22 protein-coding genes and 1 tRNA gene are annotated in these 21,114 nt (G+C 69.5%); 8 read left to right on the top strand and 15 right to left on the bottom strand.

The window, feature by feature from the left end; translation table 11 throughout:
• Positions 1 to 60: 60 nt before the first annotated feature.
• Entirely contained in the window at positions 61 to 648 is a 588-nt protein-coding gene (locus WA675_RS12915) for a TetR family transcriptional regulator (protein ID WP_336084479.1), read from the top strand.
• Positions 649 to 734: 86 nt separating this feature from the next.
• On the opposite strand, the gene WA675_RS12910 is transcribed toward WA675_RS12915, so the two are convergent.
• Positions 735 to 1,181, bottom strand: coding sequence for an SRPBCC family protein (locus WA675_RS12910; protein ID WP_336084478.1), 447 nt, complete (start codon positions 1,179 to 1,181; stop codon positions 735 to 737).
• A 151-nt stretch (positions 1,182 to 1,332) separates the two neighbouring features.
• Between WA675_RS12910 and WA675_RS12905 the strand changes: the two genes are divergently transcribed.
• From WA675_RS12905 to WA675_RS12890, 4 genes are all read left to right on the top strand, one after another.
• The gene (locus WA675_RS12905) at positions 1,333 to 2,820 is read left to right on the top strand and encodes a peptide MFS transporter (protein WP_336084477.1); all 1,488 of its coding nucleotides are present in this window, start codon (positions 1,333 to 1,335) and stop codon (positions 2,818 to 2,820) included.
• 50 nt (positions 2,821 to 2,870) lie between these two features.
• Positions 2,871 to 4,382, top strand: coding sequence for an APC family permease (locus tag WA675_RS12900; RefSeq protein WP_336084476.1), 1,512 nt, complete (start codon positions 2,871 to 2,873; stop codon positions 4,380 to 4,382).
• A 116-nt stretch (positions 4,383 to 4,498) separates the two neighbouring features.
• Positions 4,499 to 4,572, top strand: a tRNA-Leu gene (locus WA675_RS12895).
• A 110-nt stretch (positions 4,573 to 4,682) separates the two neighbouring features.
• Positions 4,683 to 5,012, top strand: coding sequence for a hypothetical protein (locus WA675_RS12890; protein ID WP_336084475.1), 330 nt, complete (start codon positions 4,683 to 4,685; stop codon positions 5,010 to 5,012).
• 108 nt (positions 5,013 to 5,120) lie between these two features.
• Here the strand turns inward: WA675_RS12890 and WA675_RS12885 are convergent, their stop codons facing one another.
• The 3 genes from WA675_RS12885 to WA675_RS12875 form a co-directional block, all read right to left on the bottom strand.
• The gene (locus WA675_RS12885) at positions 5,121 to 5,330 is read right to left on the bottom strand and encodes a hypothetical protein (RefSeq protein ID WP_336084474.1); all 210 of its coding nucleotides are present in this window, start codon (positions 5,328 to 5,330) and stop codon (positions 5,121 to 5,123) included.
• A gap of 36 nt (positions 5,331 to 5,366) precedes the next feature.
• Positions 5,367 to 5,522 carry a DUF6131 family protein gene (locus WA675_RS12880; protein WP_336084473.1) on the bottom strand — a complete coding sequence of 52 codons (156 nt, stop codon included), beginning with the start codon at positions 5,520 to 5,522 and terminating at the stop codon, positions 5,367 to 5,369.
• 120 nt (positions 5,523 to 5,642) lie between these two features.
• Positions 5,643 to 6,869, bottom strand: coding sequence for an acyl-CoA dehydrogenase family protein (locus WA675_RS12875; RefSeq protein WP_336084472.1), 1,227 nt, complete (start codon positions 6,867 to 6,869; stop codon positions 5,643 to 5,645).
• Positions 6,870 to 7,073: 204 nt separating this feature from the next.
• Here WA675_RS12875 and WA675_RS12870 point away from each other — a divergent pair, with 204 nt between their 5' ends.
• Positions 7,074 to 7,343: a YdeI/OmpD-associated family protein gene (locus WA675_RS12870; RefSeq protein WP_336084471.1), complete on the top strand. Its 270-nt coding sequence runs from the start codon at positions 7,074 to 7,076 to the stop codon at positions 7,341 to 7,343.
• A gap of 3 nt (positions 7,344 to 7,346) precedes the next feature.
• On the opposite strand, the gene WA675_RS12865 is transcribed toward WA675_RS12870, so the two are convergent.
• Together WA675_RS12865 and WA675_RS12860 are read right to left on the bottom strand one after the other, a co-directional pair.
• Positions 7,347 to 7,916, bottom strand: coding sequence for a TetR/AcrR family transcriptional regulator (locus WA675_RS12865; protein ID WP_336084470.1), 570 nt, complete (start codon positions 7,914 to 7,916; stop codon positions 7,347 to 7,349).
• Between the two features lie 56 nt (positions 7,917 to 7,972).
• The gene (locus tag WA675_RS12860) at positions 7,973 to 9,187 is read right to left on the bottom strand and encodes a cytochrome P450 (RefSeq protein WP_442945616.1); all 1,215 of its coding nucleotides are present in this window, start codon (positions 9,185 to 9,187) and stop codon (positions 7,973 to 7,975) included.
• 101 nt (positions 9,188 to 9,288) lie between these two features.
• Here WA675_RS12860 and WA675_RS12855 point away from each other — a divergent pair, with 101 nt between their 5' ends.
• On the top strand, positions 9,289 to 9,504 hold the full coding sequence (locus tag WA675_RS12855) for a type II toxin-antitoxin system CcdA family antitoxin (RefSeq protein ID WP_336084468.1): 216 nt from the start codon (positions 9,289 to 9,291) through the stop codon (positions 9,502 to 9,504).
• A complete protein-coding gene (locus tag WA675_RS12850; protein WP_336084467.1) occupies positions 9,501 to 9,929 on the top strand; it encodes a type II toxin-antitoxin system VapC family toxin in 429 nt (142 codons plus the stop codon). Before WA675_RS12855 ends, WA675_RS12850 begins: the two co-directional genes overlap by 4 nt.
• Positions 9,930 to 9,937: 8 nt before the next feature.
• On the opposite strand, the gene WA675_RS12845 is transcribed toward WA675_RS12850, so the two are convergent.
• From WA675_RS12845 to WA675_RS12805, 9 genes are all read right to left on the bottom strand, one after another.
• The gene (locus WA675_RS12845; RefSeq protein ID WP_336084466.1) at positions 9,938 to 10,888 is read right to left on the bottom strand and encodes a Ppx/GppA phosphatase family protein; all 951 of its coding nucleotides are present in this window, start codon (positions 10,886 to 10,888) and stop codon (positions 9,938 to 9,940) included.
• A 224-nt stretch (positions 10,889 to 11,112) separates the two neighbouring features.
• Positions 11,113 to 11,634, bottom strand: a complete 522-nt coding sequence (locus tag WA675_RS12840; protein WP_336084465.1) for a DUF501 domain-containing protein — start codon at positions 11,632 to 11,634, stop codon at positions 11,113 to 11,115.
• Positions 11,631 to 12,215 carry an FtsB family cell division protein gene (locus WA675_RS12835; protein ID WP_336084464.1) on the bottom strand — a complete coding sequence of 195 codons (585 nt, stop codon included), beginning with the start codon at positions 12,213 to 12,215 and terminating at the stop codon, positions 11,631 to 11,633. The genes WA675_RS12840 and WA675_RS12835 overlap by 4 nt, the downstream gene beginning before the upstream one ends.
• A 23-nt stretch (positions 12,216 to 12,238) precedes the next feature.
• Complete coding sequence (eno, locus tag WA675_RS12830) at positions 12,239 to 13,525, bottom strand: phosphopyruvate hydratase (protein WP_336084463.1); 1,287 nt, start codon at positions 13,523 to 13,525, stop codon at positions 12,239 to 12,241.
• Between the two features lie 115 nt (positions 13,526 to 13,640).
• Positions 13,641 to 14,357: a lytic transglycosylase domain-containing protein gene (locus WA675_RS12825; protein ID WP_442945615.1), complete on the bottom strand. Its 717-nt coding sequence runs from the start codon at positions 14,355 to 14,357 to the stop codon at positions 13,641 to 13,643.
• Positions 14,358 to 14,409: 52 nt separating this feature from the next.
• A complete protein-coding gene (locus WA675_RS12820) occupies positions 14,410 to 15,375 on the bottom strand; it encodes a hypothetical protein (protein ID WP_336084462.1) in 966 nt (321 codons plus the stop codon).
• A gap of 380 nt (positions 15,376 to 15,755) precedes the next feature.
• A complete protein-coding gene (locus tag WA675_RS12815; protein WP_336084461.1) occupies positions 15,756 to 18,404 on the bottom strand; it encodes an ABC transporter ATP-binding protein/permease in 2,649 nt (882 codons plus the stop codon).
• The gene (locus WA675_RS12810; protein WP_336084460.1) at positions 18,401 to 19,339 is read right to left on the bottom strand and encodes an ABC transporter permease; all 939 of its coding nucleotides are present in this window, start codon (positions 19,337 to 19,339) and stop codon (positions 18,401 to 18,403) included. Before WA675_RS12810 ends, WA675_RS12815 begins: the two co-directional genes overlap by 4 nt.
• A complete protein-coding gene (locus WA675_RS12805; RefSeq protein ID WP_336084459.1) occupies positions 19,336 to 20,844 on the bottom strand; it encodes an ABC transporter substrate-binding protein in 1,509 nt (502 codons plus the stop codon). Before WA675_RS12805 ends, WA675_RS12810 begins: the two co-directional genes overlap by 4 nt.
• Between the last annotated feature and the right edge of the window lie 270 nt (positions 20,845 to 21,114).

Here is a 21,114-nt window from a genome sequence, read left to right as displayed (position 1 = left end):
CGTGCACCGACCCCATCCAGCGGTAACCGTGTTACCGGTGCGCGACGCTACCATTCACGGGTGAGTAAGGGACCCGATTCGGACGCTTCCGCCAAGATCATCGCGGCGGTCCTGGATCTGCTGGAGTCCGAGGGCTACGAGGCCGTCCAGCTGCGCGCGGTCGCCGCGCGGGCACACGTCTCGCTGGCCAAGATCTACCGGCACTTCCCCACCAGGGACGAGCTCGTCATCGCCGCGCTCGAACAGTGGATGGCGGTGCACACCTACGCCGAGGTGACCGTCCCCGGCCCGGAGGAATCGGTGCGCGATTGCCTGAATCGCTTGCTACGCATCGTCTTCGAGCCCTGGGAACGCAATCCCCGAATGCTCGAGGCCTACCACTACGCGCGCACCGGTCCCGGTGGCGAACGCCTCGACAGCCAGGGCCTGGCCGCGGTGCTGCCCGCCGCGTCGGTCGCGCTGCGCGATCTCGACCCCGGCTACCTGCACGATCTGGGCCTGATCCTGGGCAATATGGTGCTGGCGCTGATCGGCCGCTTCGCCACCGGCTCCCTGCCGAGCACCGAGATCCTGCCCACGCTGGAACGCACCGTCTACCGGCTGACCGCCGACAATGCCGCCGAGGCGGGCCGGGGCACCGCGGGCTGACCCCACCGAAGCCGTTCCAGCACAGCCTTTTCCAGGGTTTGCAGCGCGGATGCCAGATCCGGTTTCGGCCGCGTGCCGCGCGCCGGTCAGGAATCGCGCGCCCGCGCCCTGATCACATTCGCCAGCCGCTCCAGCGATTCCTGATTGCGCGCCGCGAAAACCAGATCCTGGGCCGGTCCCGGCACGAAACGCGCGGGCCCGCGCACCGCCCGCTCGACCATCCGGATGATGGTCTGCCCCGGCACCGCCTCGGTGAGCGTCAGCTCGATCGAGGCCGCGCCGACCGACCACAGCCGCGCCTCCAGTTCGAGCCGGTGCGGCCGGTCGATCGCGCGCACCACCGTGGTGTCGCTGATCAGCACCGGCCACAGCCCGAACCGGTAGTGGATGCGGCTGCCGACAGCGGGCCAGGCCGGGTCCACCTCCCCGATATGCGAGGCCCCGACCACCCAGCTGGCGTAGAGCCAGCCGTCGGCCAGGGCCGCGAAGGCCTGCTCCGGCGGCACCGGCACGGTCACCTCGGCTGTCAGCACGTCTGAATTCCTCGTCCGTCGCGGGAGTCCGGCGTCTCCAGGGTAATTCGTCGCGGCGGCGGGCACCGGGTGAGTTCCGCCCGCGGCACGCCGAATCGCGAAGATGCGGGAAAATTGCTGTACGCCGTTTGGACGTGGGATCGTTTCCCTCATGTCCACGGAAGAAACCCGGCCCGGCGACCAGCCCGGCCCGGTCGGCACGGCTGCCGAACACACCCTGTTCGGGCATCCCATCGGCCTGACCAACCTCTTCGGCGTGGAGCTGTGGGAGCGATTCTCCTTCTACGGCATGCTCACGATCCTGGGCTACTACCTCTACTACTCCAGCACCGACGGCGGCCTCGGCCTGGATCAGGGCACCGCGCTGGGCATCGTCGGCGCCTACGGCGGCCTGGTCTATCTGTCCACCGTGCTCGGCGGCTGGATTGCCGACCGGGTGCTGGGCATGGAGCGCACCGTGTTCTACGGCGGCGTGGTGGTGATGGCCGGGCATATCGCGCTGGCCGTGCTGCCCGGGCTGTCCGGGGTCGGGGTGGGTCTGGTGCTGGTCGCCCTGGGCAGCGGCGCGCTCAAGGCCAACGCGTCCTCGCTGCTGGGCACGCTCTACGCACCCTCGGACGCGCGCGTCGACGGCGGCTTCACACTGTTCTATCTCGGCATCAATATCGGCGCCTTCACCGGCCCGCTGCTGACCGGTCTGCTCCAGCGCGAGTGGGGTTTCCACGCCGGTTTCGGCGCCGCCGCGGTCGGCATGGCCCTTGGCCTGACCCAGTACGTGATCTTCCGCCGCAACCTGGGCACCCACGGTCGCGAGGTGGCCAACCCGATCACCCGCCGGGAGCTGACCCCGGTGCTGATCGCCGTCGCGGTCGCCGCGGTGGCGGTGGTGCTGGCCATCGTGGCCGGGCTGATCACGCTGGACAATCTCTCCGATGTCACCACCGGCGTCATCGTGGTGGCCTCGATCATCTACTTCGCGGTCATGCTGACCAGCGCCAAGGTGACCGGCGTCGAACGCACCCGGGTGCGCGCGTTCATCCCGCTGTTCATCGCCAACGCGGTGTTCTGGTCGCTGTTCCAGCAGATGTTCACCATGCTCGCGGTGTACTCCGACGAGCGCATCGACTGGAACATCTTCGGCTGGGAGGCCCCCGCGAGCTGGATCGGCTCGGTCGAGCCGGTGTGGATCATCGCCCTGTCGCCGCTGTTCGCGCTGATGTGGACCAAGCTGGGCAACCGGGCACCGAGCACCCCGATCAAGTTCGCCCTCGGTGTGATCGGGATGGGCATCGCGTTCTGGCTGTTCGCGCTGCTGTCCGGGTTCGAGGGCAAGACGGTGCCGGTGCTGGCCGTGTTCGCCATTCTGGGCGGCTTCGCGATCTCGGAACTGCTGCTCTCGCCGATCGGGCTGGCCGTCACCACCCACCTCGCGCCGCAGGCGTTCCGGTCGCAGATGATGGCGCTGTACTTCTTCTCGGTCGGTATCGGCACCTCGATGGCGGGCACCCTCGCGCGCTACTACAGCCCCGACAACGAGACCGCGTATTTCGGTATCAGCGGCGCCGCCGCCATCGCGGCGGGCCTGGTCGTCGTGGCCATCGCCCCCTGGATCAAGCGCCACATGCAAGGCGTGCACTGACCCGGCCCGGGTAACCCACGAAGACGTTTCCGCACAGAAGGAGAAGCACCGTGTCGACACCGGAAGCCACCCCAGGGGCGCGCCGACCATCCGGCCGCGGGAGCGGATTGTTCCGCACCAAATCCGTGGAGCAATCCATCCTCGACACCGACGAACCCGATTCGCGGCTGCGCAAGGATCTCACCGCCTGGGACCTCACGATCTTCGGTGTCGCCGTCGTCGTCGGCGCGGGCATCTTCACCCTCACCGCCCGCACCGCGGGCAATGTGGCCGGGCCGTCGGTGTCGCTGGCCTTCGTCTTCGCCGCGATCGCCTGCGGTCTCACCGCAGTCTGTTACGCCGAGTTCGCCTCGACGGTGCCGGTGGCGGGCAGCGCCTACACCTACTCCTACGCCACCTTCGGTGAGCTGGTGGCCTGGATCATCGGCTGGGACCTCATCCTGGAGTTCGCGCTGGCCGCCTCGGTCGTCGCCAAGGGCTGGTCGCAGTATCTGGGCACGGTCTTCGGCTTCGAATCCGCGACCGTGCAGTGGGGTTCGGTGACCTTCGACTGGGGTGCGGTGACGCTGCTGGTCGTGCTCGGCGTGCTGCTGGCCGTCGGCACCAAGGTGTCCTCGCGGGTCTCGGCCATCGCGGTGGCGATCAAGCTCGGCGTCATCGCGCTGGTGCTCGTCCTCGGTGCCACCTACTTCAAGGCGTCCAACCTGAGCCCCTACATCCCGCCGTCGCAGCCCGCCGAGGAGGGCGCCAGCGGGCTGCACCAGTCGCTGTTCTCCTTCGTCACCGGCGCGGGCAACAGCAACTTCGGCTGGTACGGCCTGCTCGCCGCGGCCAGCCTGGTGTTCTTCGCCTTCATCGGCTTCGACGTGGTCGCCACCGCGGCCGAGGAGACCAAGAACCCGCAGAAGGCGGTGCCGCGCGGCATCCTGGGCTCGCTGCTCATCGTCACCGTGCTCTACGTGGCCGTCACCCTGGTGCTCACCGGCATGGTGCCCTACACCGACCTCGCCGGTGACAACGCCACCCTGGCCACCGCCTTCGCCATCCACGGCGTGGACTGGGCCAAGAACGTCATCTCGATCGGCGCGCTGGCGGGCCTGACCACCGTGGTCATGGTGCTGTTCCTCGGCCAGACCCGCGTGCTGTTCGCCATGGCCCGCGACGGCCTGCTGCCGCGCTGGCTGGCCCACACCGGTTCGCGCGGCACGCCGGTGCGCCTGACCGTCATCGTCGGCGTGATCTGCTGCGTGCTGGCCGGTTTCGTCGACTTCGGCACCCTGGAGGAGATGGTGAACATCGGCACCCTGTTCGCCTTCGTGCTGGTCTCGGTGGGCGTCATCGTGCTGCGCCGCACCCGCCCCGACCTGCCCCGCGGCTTCCGCGTCCCCTGGGTTCCGTTCGTCCCGATCCTGGCGGTGCTGTCGTGCCTGTGGCTGATGGTCAACCTCTCGGTCGACACCTGGCTGCGCTTCATCGTCTGGATGATCCTCGGCTTCGTGATCTACTTCGCCTACGGCCGACGCCACTCCATCCTCGGCCGCACCACCCCCACCCCCGACTGACCAGCACCTTCGGACAGCCCCGGCCGCCCGGCGTGCTCCCCCGCGACACGCCGGTCCGACCGAGAAAACCGACACGATTCCGGTACACCCGTACGAGTCGCTAGGCTGTCCCGGACGCCCCTATAGCCCAATTGGCAGAGGCAGCGGACTTAAAATCCGCCAAGTCAGGGTTCGAGTCCCTGTGGGGGCACTCAATCACCGCAGGTCGATGACCTACCGGGCTGCCTGGTGCACAATGTTCGAAAGCCGAAAGGCCAAGGCCTGGAATACGTTCGGCTTTGACATCGAACGGAGTATCACATGGACGGCTCCGCCGCCGGCGCCATCTTCTTCGCGGTGCTGTTCTTCGGCATCACCTTCGGGAGCGTCAGCCTGGCCATCGCCGAGCGGAAGCGCCGCAGTCCCGGCGGCTTCTTCCTGGTGGGTTTCCTCCTGGGCCCGCTCGGCGTCCTGGCAGCAGTGGTGGCAGCGCCCGGCGCACCGGCCCCGCCGCCCGGCATGCGCGCGGTGATCTGCCGTCGGTGCAACGCGCGCCAGAACATCGCCAGAGACCAGGCCGACTACGAGTGCTGGCAGTGCAAACTGGTCAACCCGTCCCCACCCACCAACCCCGCGCGATACCTCACCTGAGCCGAGCTATCGCAGAGATCAGGGCGGGCCCCTTCGCTGGCGAGCCCGAGGTTCGTGGCGGTCTCCCGATCGACGGACCGGGAGACCACGGCAGCCGGGGTTCAGGGACTACTCGCTGGGAGTAGGTAGCTCACAGTTGTCGACCTTCGGGTTGACGCCCAGGTAGTTGAGCGGCCCCGCGACGGTGGTGACGGCCAGGGTGCCCAGGGTGGCGCAGGTCTGGTCGCGGTCGGTGAAATAGCCGCGCTGAGCTGCGGCGACGACGCCGATGAGCAGCCAGACCAGGACGATGAGCGACAGGATGCGGGTGATCGGCATGGTGTCCTCCTCCTCGGTGATGTCGATCGGCGGCGGTCAGTAGTAGTGCCGTCTGCCGCCGACGGGTCGGCCGACCGTGCCCGCGAGGGCGAGGACGACGCCGATCACCAGCAGCACCACTCCGATGGTGCTGAGCAGCGAGATGCCGAAGACGAGGCCTGCGATGAGGAGTATCGCACCGAGAAGAATCATGGAACTCACCTGTTCGGTAACAACTTCCGGGACGCGCCGGACAGCACGCCCCCGTGTGGGGGCGTATGCCCGGTCGCGCCGATCGCAAACAGTTCGCGGAGGGAATTCCGGGTCCGGATCTCAGCCCGCGGTGAGGCCCTTGGCGATATGGGTCACCTGGATCTCATTGCTGCCCGCGTAGATCATCAGCGACTTGGCGTCGCGGGCGAGCTGCTCGACCTTGTACTCGGCCATGTACCCGTTGCCGCCGAAGAGCTGCACGGCCTCCATCGCGACCTCGGTGGCCGCGCGGGAGGAGTAGAGCTTCATGGCCGAGGCCTCGGCGAGGGTCACCTTGTCGCCCGCGGCGGTGCGCTCGATGGCGTTGAACACCATGTTCTGCACATTGATTCGCGCGATCTCCATCTCGGCGAGCTTGAGCTGGATGAGCTGGAATTGCGCGATCTCCTTGCCCCACAGCGTGCGCGACTTGGCGTAATCGACACACAGGCGGTGACATTCGTTGATGATGCCCAGCGCCAACGAGGCGATGCCGATGCGCTCGACGACGAAAGACTCCTTGGCACTGTCCTTTCCGTCGCCCTTGGCGGCGTTCTCGCTCTCACCGAGCAGCCGGTCGGGGGTGATGCGGACGTTCTCGAAGAACAGTTCGCCGGTGGGCGAGGAGTTCATGCCCATCTTCTTGAACGGCGGGCTCTGCACGAAACCGGGCATGCCCTTGTCCAGCACGAAGGCGAGCACCTTGCGGTCGCGGCGGTCGGTGCCGTCCTGTTCGTCGAGCTTGGCGTAGACGATGGTGACGTCGGCGTAGGGGCCGTTGGTGATGAAGGTCTTGCGGCCGTTGAGGATGTAGTCCTCGCCGTCGCGGCGCACATAGGACTTCATGCCGCCGAAGGCGTCGGACCCGGAATCCGGTTCGGTGATGGCCCACGCGCCGACCTTGGCCATGGTGACCAGGTCAGGCAGCCAGCGCTTCTTCTGCGCGAGCGTCCCCCGGCTGCGAATGGTCCCCGCCGCCAGCCCGAGACTCACCCCCATCGAGGCCACCAGCCCCAAACTCACGCCCGCCAGCTCACTGTTGAGCACCACCCCCATGCTCCCCGCCCCACTGAGCCCTCCACCCGACTTCCCCGCCCCACCGTCCCCGGCCTCCTCCCGCGCCAGCGCCTTCTCCAGCCCGTCCCGCGTCATCTCGTCGATCCCGAAGGTGGCGAACATCTTGCGAATGATGTCGAACGGCGGCAGCGCCCCGCTCTCCAGCTGGTCGACATGCGGGGTGATCTCCTTGGCGATGAACCCGCGCACGGCCTCACGGAACATCAGGTCTTCGTCGGACCACTGGTACATCTCTTGACTCCCTGGGGGATCGCCGGAACTTTTCCCTCAAATATAGAACACGTTCTAATTACCCAAGCGCTCTTGCGGCCGGCTCAGAGCATCGAAGAGCCAGCCCTGGGCATGACCGATCGTCGCGGCGGCGCCGGCGAGCCGCCCAGGTTACGCATCGGAGGGAGGTTTCCGCAGGTCCGTAGGGCTATTACCGTGGGGGTTATGAGTAGTCGGCGAGTGCCGGGCGGGGTGGTGCACGAGCTGCCCGCTGATCTGCGGGCGGCATTGAGTGGGAATGCGGTGGCGTTGGCCGCGTGGCGGGATATCACGCCGTTGGCGCGGAACGAGTTCATCTGCTGGGTGGAGGACGCCAAGCAGGCCGCCACGCGGGAGCGGCGGATTCGGCGGACGCAGGAGGAGCTGGAAGAGGGGATGCGGCGGCCGTGTTGCTGGCCGGGGTGTGCGCACCGGGAGCGGACCGGGCGGGCCTGAGTGCTAGGGGTGCGGGGCGCGGGTGAGCACGGGGGCGACGAATTCCTCGAGCATCAGGCGTTCGTCGGCGGCGTCGCGGCCGGGGGTGATCAGCAGCGACACGATGACGCGGGTCAGCCAGCGTGACAGGCGGCCACGTTCGGGGTCGCTCAGGTCCGTTCCGGCGAACATCGAGGCGGCCAGCGACTCGATGACATCGGACTCCTGGCTGATGCTGCCCGCGGGCCCCGCGTCGCCGCGGAACCAGGCGATGAGCAGCGGGTCGGCGCGGACCTGCTCGACCGCGCCGAGCATGGCGGCGATGACACGCTCGGCGGGGTCGTCGATGTCGCGGACCTGCTCGGCGAGCCGGGCGACGATCCGCCGGGTCTCCCGGTGGACGAAGGCGACCCGGACCGCCTGCCGGTTGTCGAAGTAGCGGTACAGGGTGGCGCGCGAGCAACCCGCCGCCTTGGCGATATCGGCCATGCCGACCGTGGTCACACCCTGCTCGGCGAAGAGTTCGGCGGCCGCGTCGAGAATGCGTTCGGCGGCCAGGTCGGCCCGGTCGGTGGCCAGCCAGTCTCCGCTCACACTGCCCCTCCTGCCGGGTCCGGACGCCAGCCGAGCCTACCCACTTCGCTCACCCGTCACGAGCCCGCGTGGAACGGGACCGAGATCGGCCAGCGCACATAGTTCCCGTGCGACCACCGCACCCCGTCGAGGTCGACGGTGAACTCGGGACAGCGGGCCAGCAGTTCCTCCAGCGCGACGCGCGCCTGCATGCGGGCGGCCGCGGCGCCGAGGCAGTGGTGGTGGCCGTGGCTGAAGGTGAGGATGCGCTTGGGGTTACGCCGTACATCGAGTTCGCCTGCGGTGGGGCCGAATTCGCGTTCGTCGCGGTTGGCCGATCCGTAGAGCAGCAGCACGCGGCGCCCGGCGGGGATGGTGGTGTCGTGCAGGGTGATGTCGCTGGTGGTGGTGCGGGCCAGGCCCTGCACCGGTGAGGTCATCCGGAGGAATTCCTCGACGGCGTCGGGGATGAGCGACGGGTCCTCGACGAGCAGCCTGCGCTGGTCCGGGGACGCGCTGAGCAACTGGACGGCGCCGCCCAGGTTGCCGGTGGTGGTGTCGTTACCACCGGTGATCATGGTGAAGGCGAAACCGAGCACGGCGATCAGGCCGTCGTTGTCGCCGTCGGCGCCGAGGCCCGAAGCCAGCAGGTGGGAGATGGTGTCGTCGCCCGGTTCCACGCGGCGGCGGGCGATCAGCTCGGAGAAGTAGCCCACCAGTTCGCCGACGGCGGTGAAGGCGTGCTGGTCACCGGCGGCCAGCCCGGCCCCCGCGACCGCGCCGCCGACGATGTTCTCGGTCCACTCGTCGAACTTGCCGTGATCGCGTTCCGGCACACCGAGATAGTGCGCGACCACCATGGTCGGCAGCGGTTTGAACAGCTCGGCAACGATGTCACCCGAACCCGCGGCCCGCAGCCGCTCGATCCGCTCGACCACGAACCGGCGCACTGCGGGTTCCACCGAATTCACCTGGCGCGGAGTGAATCCCGGGGCGACGCGGCGCCGGAAATCGGTGTGCTCGGGCGGGTCCATGAACACGAACGGCTTGACACCACCGAATCCGGCGGCCACCAGATCGACGTAGTCGACCGTCAATCCTCCTGCCGAGGAGAAGGTTTCGGGATCACGCGCCGCCGCCCATACCTCGGCGTGCCGGGACAACACATAGAAGTCGCGATCGTCCCGCCCGTCCGGCACGACCCGGTGCACGGGGTCGTGGTCCCGCAGCGCGGCGTACATCGGCCAGGGGTCACGCCAGGTCTCCCCGGACCGAAGCTCGAACCTCACCATGCGAGACATTTTAGCGATGAACGACTCGAACATAAGACAAAATACCCAATATGCCTCGCATGACGACTGGATATACACACATCAGTGTGTTCACTGGGCTGATGGCGAGACTCAACGTGTATGTACCCGATGACCTGGCCGAACGCGCCCGGACAGCCGGGGTCAACGTCTCGGCACTCACCCAGGCGGCCATCATCGCCGCGCTCGAGGAGAACGCGACCTCCACCTGGCTGGCCGAACTCACCGACCGGCCGAACGTGCCGCACGACCGAGCACTGTCCGCGATCGACGCGGCACGAGACGAGTTCGACCGATGAGCGAGCCCGAACAGATCGTCGTCGACGCCAGTGCCATGGTCGATCTGCTCGTCGACAACGACCGGACGGCCGCTGTCACCAAACGGATCTCCGCGGCGGTCTTGCACGTCCCCGCCCACTTCGATGTCGAGGTGCTGTCCGCCCTCGGCCGCCTGAATCGGGCCGGGCTACTGACCGACGACCAGGTCGAGACCGCGCTCGGGCGGCTCGCCCGCGCCCCGCTGACCCGCCACCACATCGTGAATCGCACGATGGGCGCGTGGAATCGCCGGGCCGCGATCCGGCTGGCCGACGCACTCTACGTGGAGCTGGCCGAACAACTCGAAATACCGCTGGTCACCACCGACGGTCGCCTGGCCCGCACCTACCCGGGAGCCGATCATGTCGGCGACGAGGCCGCGGGGCCGGACGCGGACTCCGCCTGAGCGCGACGTCAGCGCAGAAGAGACATGGCGATCCCGTCGAGGATGTCGTGTTCGCTGACGACGAGTTCGGAAACTCCGGCGCGGGTGGACAATTCGTCGGCGAGGACCTCGGTGATCACCGCGCCGCCGCCGATCACGTCGACGCGGCCGGGGTGCATCGGGCCGAGGGCGGCGCGCTCGTCGTGGTTCATGCCGATGAGGCGGTCGCAGACGCGGTGGACCTCGGCCAGGCTCAGCCGGGTGAGATGCACGCGCTCGGAATCGTATTCGGGCAGGTCGAGGGCCACGGCGGTGATGGTGGTCATGGTGCCCGCGACGCCGACCCAGGTGTGTACCTGGTCGACCGGCACCTTGGCGAAGGCCTCGTCGAGCTTGGCCTGCGCGAATTCCCGTGCGGCGGTGACCTCGTCGGCGTTCGGCGGGTTGCCGGGCAGGCAGCGTTCGGTGACGCGGACACAGCCGATATCGGCGGAATAGGCGGCCTGGACGCCGTTCTCGTCGCCGACGACGAGTTCGGTGGAGCCGCCACCGAGGTCCACGACCACGAAAGGCCCGGCGTCGGAAGGGAGTTCGCCGACCGCGCCCGCGAAGGACAGGCGGGCCTCTTCGTCACCGGTGATCACCTCGGCGACCGCGCCGGGCACGACCTGGCCGAGTTCGGTGCGGGTCATCTCGAAGAAGTCGTCGCGATTGGCGGCATCGCGAGTCGCGGAGGTGGCGACCATGCGCACGCGGGTGACACCGGTGGCGGTCATGATGTCGACGTAGTCGGCCAGCGCGGCGCGGGTGCGGTCGATCGCCTCGGGGGCGAGGCGGCCGGTGGCGTCGACGCCCTGGCCGAGGCGGACGATGCGCATCTCCCGGTGCACGTCGGTCAGGCCACCGTCGGCACCGACCTCGGCGACCAGCAGACGGATCGAGTTGGTTCCGCAGTCCACTGCGGCGATGCGCTCACCCATGGTTCCTCCTGATCTCCGGCGCTACGCTACGCACCGGTCGCTGCCCGCGATTATGCCCGGTGCGCCGACACACCGGTCCCGACCACTCGACACTCAGCCCACTCATCAGCCCGATCGCACGCCGCCACTCGGCCGTGACCAGCTCACCGCCAGATCACACGCTGGTGCCGCGACATCCGGCCAGACCGTGTGATCGAACATCGCCGCTCGTCGTGACGGGTAGGCTAGGCCGATTCGTCGGCGGTGCGGGAGGCGGGCCAGTCGGCGGGAATGGCGGTGCCGCGGAGTCCGGCGTCGGCGGCCAGGGCCACCGCTTCGTCACCGAAGGGGTTCACGCCCGGCCCCTTGGCGAGCGAGTGCGCGATGAGCACGTGCAGGCACTTCACCCGGTCCGGCATCCCACCACCGGTGAAATCGGTGCCCAGCGACTCGATCTCGTCGCGTTCGGCCAGGTAGGACTCGTGCGCGGCGCGGTAGGCGGCGGCGAGCTCGGGGTCGGCGGCGAGGCGTTCGGTCATCTCGCGCATGACCCCGGCCGATTCCTGACGGCTGGCCTCGGCGGTCAGGCGCGGGTCGGTCAGGTAGTAGAGGGTCGGGAAGGGGGTGCCGTCGGGCAGACGCGGGGCGGTCTTGACGACGGCGGGCAGGCCGTCGGGGGTGCGGTAGGCGACGGCGAGGACACCGCGCGGCTCGCGGCCCAGCTGCTGGGCGATGATCTCGAGGTCGCGCTCGTTCGGTGCGGTCACCGTGGTCCTTCCTGGACGGGTTCGGAGATGCTGCGCCACAGGTCGGTGTACCAGGGGTCGGGCGCCGTGGTTCGGGTACTCATCGGCGGCGGGGCCGGGGCTTCGATGCCGGGGACCTGCACGATATAGGGGGTTTCGCCGGGCATCACCAGGCGCAACCGGTCGCGGGCCTCGGAGCGGATGTAGGCCGGGTCCTCCTGCTGGGCCCGGCGATCGCGCAGGGCGGCCAGGTCGGCGTCGAGCTCGGCGCGCTGCTGGGCCAGCGCGACCGCCTCGGCACGCTGACTGAAGTAGGTGCGCGTCGGCACGGCCAGGGTCAGCGCGAGTCCGCACAGCACGGCCGCCAGGATCACGGCCTTGCCGGTCGAGAGACCGAGAATGGTGTGTTCGCTGCGTTCGAGTTTGCCGCTGGGCTTGCGTTTGGCGCCGGTCGCGGATTCCGGGCGGCGCCGGGTGGTGCGTTTGGCCGCGGTGGGGCGGCCGGGAGCGTCGAGGTGACTGGGGCGGGAGCGCGCCGATCGCGACGTGCGGCGGTCGCCTCGTCCACCCGGACTGGTCCCACGCGCACGTCGCTCGGTCATTCGCTCCCTACCCCGTCATCCGATCAGAATTCGCCGGTGAAACGCGGGAAGGCCACGTCACCCGCGTAGCGTGCCGAGTCGCCGAGGGCGTCCTCGATGCGCAGCAGCTGGTTGTACTTGGCGACGCGCTCGGAGCGAGCGGGGGCGCCGGTCTTGATCTGGCCCGAGCCGACGGCGACCGCGAGGTCGGCGATGGTGGTGTCCTCGGTCTCGCCCGAACGGTGCGACATCATGGTCTTGTAGCCGTTGCGGTGCGCGAGCTCGACGGCGTCGAGGGTCTCGGTGAGGGTGCCGATCTGGTTGACCTTCACCAGCAGCGCGTTGGCCGCGCCCTTGGCGATGCCCTCTTCCAGGCGCTCCGGGTTGGTGACGAACAGGTCGTCACCGACCAGCTGCACCTTGTCGCCGATGGCGTCGGTGAGCGCGACCCAGCCGTCCCAGTCGTCCTCCGAGAGCGGGTCCTCGATGGAGACCAGCGGGTAGCGGGTGAGCAGGTCGGCGTAGAACTCGCCCATCTCGGCGGCGGTGCGGACCTTGCCCTCGAACTTGTAGCCCTCACCGGCGGTGTAGAACTCGGTGGCGGCCACGTCGAGCGCGAGCGCGACATCGGTGCCGAGCTTGTAGCCCGCGCGCTCGATGGCGACGCTGATCAGGTCGAGCGCCTCCACGGTGCCCGCGACGTCGGGGGCGAAGCCACCCTCGTCACCGAGACCGGTGGACAGGCCCTTCTCCTTGAGCACGGCCTTGAGCGAGTGGTACACCTCGGTGCCCCAGCGCAGCGCCTCGCGGAAGGTGGGCGCGCCGATCGGGGCGACCATGAACTCCTGCACGTCCACGCCGGTGTCGGCGTGCGCGCCACCGTTGAGGATGTTCATCATCGGCACGGGCAGCACGTGGGCGTTCGGGCCGCCCAGGTAGCGGAACAGCTCCAGGCCCGAGGACTCGGCCGCGCCGCGCGCGACGGCCAGCGAGACGCCGAGCAGGGCGTTCGCGCCGAGGCGGGACTTGTCGGGGGTGCCGTCCAGGTCGAGCAGGACCTGGTCGACGGTGCGCTGCTCGACGGCGTCGAGGCCGATGATGGCGGGCGCGATCTCGTCGAGGACACCCTCGACGGCCTTGGTGACACCCTTGCCGTTGTAGCGGTCGCCACCGTCACGCAGCTCCACGGCCTCGTGCTCGCCGGTGGACGCGCCGGACGGAACATCCGCCCTGGTCAGGGTGCCGTCGTCGAGGGCGATCTCGACCTCGACAGTGGGATTGCCGCGCGAATCCAGGATCTCGCGCGCTCCGACCTGTTCGATGATGGCCACGAAAACGACTCCTTACGACTGAAGGCACGGTAGGTCTCACGGGATGGGCCGTGCGGGTGCGAGCCTATCGTCTCGACGTGACGCGTAGTAACCGGCACTCCGGGGCCGTGGCGAACTACACGCGGCGTCCGATGCTGTAGGTCGCGGCCCGGTCGCGCACCACGCGCATGTACTTGTTGGACTGGTTGTAGGCGAACAGGGCGCGCTGCCAGCCGTCGGCGGAGGTCAGGTCACCGCCGCGAATGCACAGGTAGCGGGCGGCGGTGAGGGCGGCGTCGTCGATGTTCTGCGGGTCGAGCACGCCGTCGCCGTTGGCGTCGACCGCCCAGCGCTGCCAGGTCTCGGGGATGAACTGCAGCGGGCCGACCGCGCGGTCGTAGGTGGTGTCGCCGTCGAGTTCGCCGCCGTCGGTGTCGCGGATCTCGGCATTGCCCTTGGTGCCGTCGAGCGCCACGCCGATGATCGCCGGGCGCACCGTGCCGTCGGCGCCCACGTCCGAACCGCGGTGGGTGCCGTGCCCGCTCTCCACGCTCGCGATCCCAGCGAGGGTGGTCCAGGCGATGCCGCACTCGGGGCGCGACCTCGCCAGCACCGCCGCCGCGTATCCGTAGGCCTCGAGGGCCACCGGCTCGATGCCGACGGCCCCGGACTGCTCGTCGGCCCAGTCGCGCAACTGGTCGGCCGCGCGGCCCGGCGCGTCCACATCGATCACCGGCAGCGCGGCGCCGGGGCCGGGCGGCATGTCGCCGGGGATCGACGCGAGCGAACTACAGCCCGCGAGCAGCGCGAACACCGCGACAGCGGCGAGGGCGCCTACTTTCTGTACAGTCACTCAACCCATCATCCAGATGCGCGGGCCGCACGGCACCTCTCACAGGTAGTTCTCAGATCGGGCCGAGGCAGACGGTGGAGCCGTCGCCTACGGATTGTTTGCGGGTCATCCGCGCTTCGCCCGGCGAACAGGAGATCTCGAATTCGTCGTAGACCGAGGTGATGGTGCCGTCGGCGCCGGGCGCGTCGCACTCGATCAGCTGGGGCATGGTGGTGCCGCCGTAACCTGTCACGCAGTCACCGGGTTTCGCGTAGCCGAGGTTGCGCTGGTTCGCCGGGCCGAAGCACAGCACCACGACCAGGTCGGTGCGCTCGGTGCTGTTGACGGTCGAGGACGTGGCGTTGCGCAGTCCGCCGCAGGCGTATTCGCCGGGGTCCACGTACTGGGTGCGGACCGAGAGCACGCGGTAGCGGGCGGAATCGTTGTCGCAGGCGACCTTCGCCGTGGCCTGGTCGGTGTAGCAGTCGCCGACCTGTCCGGCCGAGGCGGTGGTGGCGGTCGCGTTCGGCTTGGCGCACACCACCAGTGTCCGTCCGCCCAGCGAGGTCTGGGCGTAGGCGCCGCGCACTTCCGGTTGGTCCTTGCAGGCATTGGTGGTCACCGGGACCTTGGTGTGCAGTTCGACGGCGAGCACGTCGAGCCCGGCCCGCCGGTCACCGCAGGGGAACCGCTCGATCTCCTCCCCCGCCTTCTTCACATCGATGCAGTCCCCCGCCAGCAGGCTGCCCGGGTCGACGGTGTTCTCGCGGGTGGGCTCCAGACACAGCGCGATACTCGCCGATGTGCCCGGGTCGCTGGGCTCGGCCACCGCCCGGGTCGCCTCGGCGTACTTCAGACAGGCCGATTCGACCGGCCATTGAATCGGCTCCCGGCCGACGATGCGATATCCGGCACCTAGTGTCCCGCAGTCCATTTCGACAGGCTGCACGCTGACGCTCACACACTCGCCGACGGCCATCACCGCAGGGTCGGGACGGGTCAGGTAGTAGGCGGTCAGCCCGGCCGCGATGGCGACCACCAGGGCCACCAGCGGCGCGAGCCAGTAGATGAGGCGTGTGGTGGACCGTTCGACCGGTGGGGGCGCGACCGGTGGCGCTGGCTGGTGCCAGCCCGCGAAGGGCGGTGCCGCAGGGGAAATCGGTGGCGGTGGCACAACACCCGGAACCACGGTCTGTCGCTGAGGGCCCGGTGGGCCCGGGATCGGGGGTTGCCGGTGGGCATCGTCGGGGTGCGGTGGCTCGTGCGCCATCGGGCGGAGACTCCTGAAATCGCTTGGGGGACAACCAGACGACATCGGAAGGCCGATCCTTCGCGTTACGCGGAACATCGCCGAACCCGAATGGTGCGAGGTTCGGGACGGGTTCGCCCGCCTTCGCTCGGTGTGGAGGCGACTCGGGGTCAGCCGAGCAAGTCGGCGGTGGCGCGGTGTGCAGGTGCGGCCAGAATGGCTGCTGGAGTGCCGGATTCGACGATGCGGCCGTTGTCGAGGACGACCAGGTCGGTGCAGTGGTGGGCGACGAGGGACATGTCGTGGCTGATCAGGAGGATGGCGGTGGCGTGGTCGGTGCGGAGGCGGTCGAGGAGGGTCATGATCGCGGCGGCGGTGGGGGCGTCGAGGGCGGTGGTGATCTCGTCGCAGATCAGGACGGAGGGGTGAGCGGCCAGGGCTCTGGCCAGGGCTACACGTTGACGTTGGCCGCCGGAGAGTTCGTGTGGGCGGCGGGTCGCGAGGTCGGCGGGGAGGTCGACGTCGGCGAGGAGGGTGGTGACGCGTGTGTCGAGGTCCCCGCGCGGGACCCGGGCGATGCGGCGGAGGGGTCGGGCGAGGGTCTGGTGGACGGTGCGGCGCGGATTCAGCGCGGCCAGGGGGTTCTGCGTGACCAGGTGAATTCCCTTGGTCCCAGGTCTGACTCGCCTCGACCGCCCCACTGGAACCTCAACCCCAGCTACCTCCAGCAGCCCAGTGGCCCCCGGCTGCAACCCCGAGATCACCCGCGCAAGCGTTGTCTTCCCCGCCCCGGACGGCCCCACCAAGCCCACTGCCGCACCGGCCTCCATCGCCAGCCCGACACCATCGAGGATCCGCTGGCCACCCACGACCAACCCGATCTCCTCGGCACGCAACACAACCCCCCGGGACGACTCGGCACCCGACTCGGCCGCGACCGGGCCCGGCCCGCGTCCAGCCACCGCCGCGGATGCTCCGGATACACCGCGCGCGCCGGGCGTGGGCGAGGACCGTGGGCTCGGTGGGTGGACTTCGACCAGGGTGTCGGCGATGGCGTGAACCGTGGTGGTGTCGTGGCCGGAGAGCAGGACGGCGGTGGAGTCCTGGGTGGCCAGGTCGGTGATGAGGCGGGCGATATCGGCGCGGAGGGCGCCGTGCAGCCCGGCGAAGGGTTCATCGAGGATGAGGACCTCGGGGCGGCGGAGGAGGGCGCGGGCCAGGGCGACTCGGCGTTGCTGGCCGCCGGAGAGACGGCCGCAGCGGCGGCGCGGGAACGTGGCGTCGAGTCCGACGCGGTCGAGGACGGCGAGCCGCTCGGCATCGGACGCGTGAGGCGCGGCTTCGGCCAGGACGACGCGTACCCGGAGCAGCGGGTTCAGTTCGGACCCGGGATCCTGGCCCACGTAGGCGACCTTCTCCCGCCGGAAGACCCGCAACGCCCGCTCGTCCAGCGCGAACACCTCGTGCCCGGCCACCAGCACCTTCCCGCCCCGCCGCGTCCCCGCCGGAAGGTGCCCCAGCAATGCCCGCATCGCCGTCGACTTCCCTGCCCCCGACGCCCCCGTCAGCGCGGTGACACTCCCCGCCTCGAGCCGAAACGACAAGGGCGCGAGCAGCACCGCCCCACTCTCGGCCACGACAGTCAGCCCCTCCACCACCGCCGACTCGCCCGCCCCCGACCCTCCGTCGACGGACCCGCGGTCACCGAGTCGCCCTCCCCGCGACACCGAATCACGTTGCCCCACAGCACCGGACGCAGCAGGGGCCCGATCACGCCCGCTCGACTCACCCCGCTCATCAGGCCCTCGATCACGCCGACCAGAACCACCCCGCCCCGCAGACGCCTCATCGGCCGGACTCACTACCGCCGATCCTGGGACGACCCCCTCACGCCCCCCTGTATCGCCACCACCGCGCCCGACCCCGCGAGGCGCGGCGGCACCCCACACCTCATTCGTGACCACCAGATTCACGCCGACCGCGACGATCGCGATGGTGATGCTGGGGGCGAGGACCGACCACGGGTTGAGGAGGATTCCGGGGGCGTTGTCGCGGACCATGATCGCCCAGTTGTCGGCGCCGAGGGCGGGGAGGCCGAGGAAGGCGACGGTGCTGACCAGGTAGACGGCGACGACGAAGCGCAAGCCGAGCTGGGTGGTGAAGACCGCGCGCAGGTTGGGCAGGATCTCGCGGAAGACCAGGTGGAGCAGGGATTCCCCGGCGGCGACGGCGGCTTCGACGTACCCGGACTTCGCGATGGTGGCGGCCGCGGCGGCGAACAGGCGGGCGCAGTACGGGACGCCGAACAGCAGCGAGACGATGACCAGGGCGAAGGCGCCGCCGTCGGGCCATGCGGTGAGCACGAGCAGGATGCCGAGCACGGCGGGCAGCAGGATCACCAGGTCACCGGCGAGTTCGATCACCCGGCCCGCGCGGGGACGCACCGCCGCGACGGCACCGAGCACCGCCGAGAACACCGTCACCAGGGCTGCGATCAGCGCCGAGAGTACGAGGAGCCGCAGACCGCCGGTGAGCAGATGACTCAGCACATCCCGCCCGAGCCGATCGGTGCCGAGGACCGCTCCCCCGCCGGGCCCGGCGAACGGCATCCCGACCGCCTCCTCGGCCCCGTACGGCGCCAGCCACGGCCCCACCACTGCCGCCACCACGACGGCACCGACCAGCACCATCCCCGCGCGGCCCGCCCACCGGGACAGTCGTCCACCACGCGCTGGCCGGGCCAGCCGCTCAGCACTGTCCGACAGCGGCGGTAGGTGACCCGCCACCGCAGCCTGCTCGATCCGAGGTGGGTGGTTCATCGAAGACCTCCGGTGGCCCGGGCGCGGACGAGATCGGCGACGGCCAGCAAAACCATGATGACCAGGGCCGTCAGCGCGACGACCGCGGCCACGGTGGTGGTGTCACGATCGGCGACGGAACCGGCCAGCACCGCGCCGATGCCGGGATAATTGAACAGGGTCTCCACCACCAGCGCACCGCCGAAGAGCATCCCGACGGAGGTCGCGTACCCGGCCACGACGGTGGGAGCGGCGAACGGCAGCAGGTGCCGCCACAGAATGGTCCGGGCCGGAAGCCCTTCCAGCACAGCGCTTTCCACGTGTGGCGCGGTGGCGACATCGAGCAGGGCCGAGCGCACGATGCGGGTGTTCCAGCCGATCTGCGGGATGGCCAGTGCCAGCACCGGCAGGATCAGCATCTCGGGACCGGCGGGGAACCCGGAGCGGCCGGTGATGGTCACGGCGGGCAGCCAGCCGGTGGCCAGCGAGAACACCAGGATCAGCACTGTGCCGCAGACGAATTCGGGCACGGCCACGCCGATCGTGGTGGTGGGTTGCAGGATTCGCGCGCCCAGCGAGCTCGGGCGCAGCGCCCACCAGCAGCCCAGCGCCAGCGACAGCACCACCGTGAGCAGCAGCGCGATACCACCGAGCAGCAGGGTCTGCGGGAACTTGGCGGCGAGCAGGTCGCCGATCTCGGTGCCGCGCGCGGTCCGCCCGAAATCCCCGGTGACGACCCCGCTGATCCAGTGCCAGAACTGCACCGGCAGCGGCCGGTCGAGCCCGAGTTCGTGCTCCTTCGCCGCGATCTCGGCCGGGCTCGCGTCCCGGCCGAGCGCCGCGCGGGCCGCGCTGCCGGGCAGCAGGTCCACCGCGACGAACACGATGGCCAGCAGCGTCACCAGCAGCGCGATCCGGCGCAGCACCGGCAGGGCGAGGGCACGCACGGCGCTCATGCCAGCCAGGCGCGTTCCAGCTGGACGCGGGCGAAGCCGCCGAGGGTGGGCAGGTCGCGCACCGTGGCGGCGGCGATGTCGACGCCGTCGGCCATGCCCCACACCAGGTATCCACCGCGCTCGAATTCGATGCGCTGGATCTCCCGCACGGCCGCGTCGTACTCGGCACCCGAGGCGGCCAGGGCCTTGGCCGTCGCGGCGTCGAATTCGGCGTCGCGGAAGGCTGTTTCGTTGCGGTTGGAGCCGGAGGTCATCAGTTTGTCGGCCAGGAACAGCACCGAATCGTTGGTGCCCCACGACACCGTGTACAGCGGGGCCTTCAGCCAGGTGGTGTCGTAGAAGCCGGCCGATTCCACCACTTGGACATCAAGTTTCACGCCGATCTCGGCGAGCTGGGTGGCGATCACCTTCGCCGATTCGACCTCGCCGGGCACCTCGGCCTTGGTGACGAACGGATAGCCGCGACCGGTGTCGAAATTCGCTTCGCGCAACAGGGTTTTCGCGCGCGCGATATCCCGGTCACGGCGCAGCGCGGTGTCGTAGGCGGGGTCGGCGGTGCCGAGGACATCGGCGGCGACGGTGCCGAAGCCGGAGTGCACCTGGTTCACCAGCGCGGTGCGGTCGACACCGAGCCGCAGCGCGGTGCGCACCGTGGCGTCGGCGAAGGGGCCGTCGGCGGTGCGCATGGCGACGCCGAGCATGGTGTCGTTCGCGCGGCGGATCACCTGGAGGTCACCGCGTCCGGCGGCGGTGCGGCCCGCGATGGCGCCGACATTGGAGGCGAGGTCGAGCTGGCCGCCCAGCGCCGCGTTGCCCAGCGCGGTGACGCTGTCGAACATGGTCACCTCGATGGTGTCGAGCAGCGGCGGGCTGCCGTGCCACTGCTCGTTGCGCACCAGCCGGGCGGTGCCGCCCTGGAAGGACTCGAGCCGGAACGGGCCGGTGCCGATGGCGGCGGTGAAATCGGTGGTGTCCTTCGGCACGGTGAAGGTCATCAACCGCAGCAACTGTGGCAGTTGGGTATTGGGCGCGGGCAGGGTGAAGACCACGCGGTTCGGGCCGTCGGCGGCGATATCGTTCTCGGCCACCGGCATCTTGGACGCGCCGCCCACAGTGCGCAGCCGCCGCATCGACCACACCACGTCCTCGGCGGTCACCGGCGCGCCGTTGTGGAAGCGGGCGCCCTCGGCGAGGGTGAAGCTCCAGCGGCGGTGTTCGGCGTCGGACTCCCAGCGGGTGGCCAGGCGGGGCGCGACGGTGGGGTCGGCGCCGGGGACTGTCAGCGCGTCGTAGACCAGCGAGGCGATGAGGAAATCGCTGTCGTTGCTGAGGTTGGCGTGCGGATCGCGTTCGATCCGGGCGGTGCTGCCCAGCGCGCCGACCCGCAGCGTACCGCCGCGCCGCGCGGGACCGCCCGCGTTGTCCTCGCGGCCGCACGCGGCCACGAGCAGCAGTGCGGTGACGCCGAGTCCGGACCGCAGGAGCTGCCTGCGCGTGACACTCATCGTTTTGCCTCCTCGAACCGCTTGCGCCCGACAACTTTTCACTTCGCGCAAACCAGGCGAGGCTAACCTGAATCCGGCACCGAACGGTGACCTTCGTCTCGACTGCAACCGAACCGTCGCGGGACACGCCACCCCCGCTCTCCACATATCCCAGGTCCTGGGGTACAAGTAGTGTTATATGGATTGGCTATTTCCGATTACTTGCATTAGGTAAGTCTTGCCTAATCAGATGTCAAGCACTACCTTCGCACATCGATTGCCCACTCACCC

It is taken from the genome of Nocardia sp. SSK8, assembly GCF_037034205.1.
Lineage (GTDB): Bacteria > Actinomycetota > Actinomycetes > Mycobacteriales > Mycobacteriaceae > Nocardia.
Note: the sequence above shows the minus strand (reverse complement) of the source record. Positions and strands in the feature narration are given on the sequence as shown.

What these genes read in the sequence shown, in the direction of transcription:
- WA675_RS12870 (WP_336084471.1), top strand. Translation starts at nt 7,074, where the DNA reads ATGAGTAGTCGGCGAGTGCCGGGCGGGGTGGTGCACGAGCTGCCCGCT.
- WA675_RS12905 (WP_336084477.1), top strand. Translation starts at nt 1,333, where the DNA reads ATGTCCACGGAAGAAACCCGGCCCGGCGACCAGCCCGGCCCGGTCGGC.
- WA675_RS12815 (WP_336084461.1), bottom strand. Translation starts at nt 18,404, where the DNA reads ATGAACCACCCACCTCGGATCGAGCAGGCTGCGGTGGCGGGTCACCTA.
- WA675_RS12885 (WP_336084474.1), bottom strand. Translation starts at nt 5,330, where the DNA reads ATGCCGATCACCCGCATCCTGTCGCTCATCGTCCTGGTCTGGCTGCTC.
- WA675_RS12880 (WP_336084473.1), bottom strand. Translation starts at nt 5,522, where the DNA reads ATGATTCTTCTCGGTGCGATACTCCTCATCGCAGGCCTCGTCTTCGGC.
- WA675_RS12890 (WP_336084475.1), top strand. Translation starts at nt 4,683, where the DNA reads ATGGACGGCTCCGCCGCCGGCGCCATCTTCTTCGCGGTGCTGTTCTTC.
- WA675_RS12855 (WP_336084468.1), top strand. Translation starts at nt 9,289, where the DNA reads ATGGCGAGACTCAACGTGTATGTACCCGATGACCTGGCCGAACGCGCC.
- WA675_RS12875 (WP_336084472.1), bottom strand. Translation starts at nt 6,869, where the DNA reads ATGTACCAGTGGTCCGACGAAGACCTGATGTTCCGTGAGGCCGTGCGC.
- WA675_RS12810 (WP_336084460.1), bottom strand. Translation starts at nt 19,339, where the DNA reads ATGAGCGCCGTGCGTGCCCTCGCCCTGCCGGTGCTGCGCCGGATCGCG.
- WA675_RS12860 (WP_442945616.1), bottom strand. Translation starts at nt 9,187, where the DNA reads ATGGTGAGGTTCGAGCTTCGGTCCGGGGAGACCTGGCGTGACCCCTGG.
- WA675_RS12805 (WP_336084459.1), bottom strand. Translation starts at nt 20,844, where the DNA reads ATGAGTGTCACGCGCAGGCAGCTCCTGCGGTCCGGACTCGGCGTCACC.
- WA675_RS12835 (WP_336084464.1), bottom strand. Translation starts at nt 12,215, where the DNA reads ATGACCGAGCGACGTGCGCGTGGGACCAGTCCGGGTGGACGAGGCGAC.
- WA675_RS12850 (WP_336084467.1), top strand. Translation starts at nt 9,501, where the DNA reads ATGAGCGAGCCCGAACAGATCGTCGTCGACGCCAGTGCCATGGTCGAT.
- WA675_RS12845 (WP_336084466.1), bottom strand. Translation starts at nt 10,888, where the DNA reads ATGGGTGAGCGCATCGCCGCAGTGGACTGCGGAACCAACTCGATCCGT.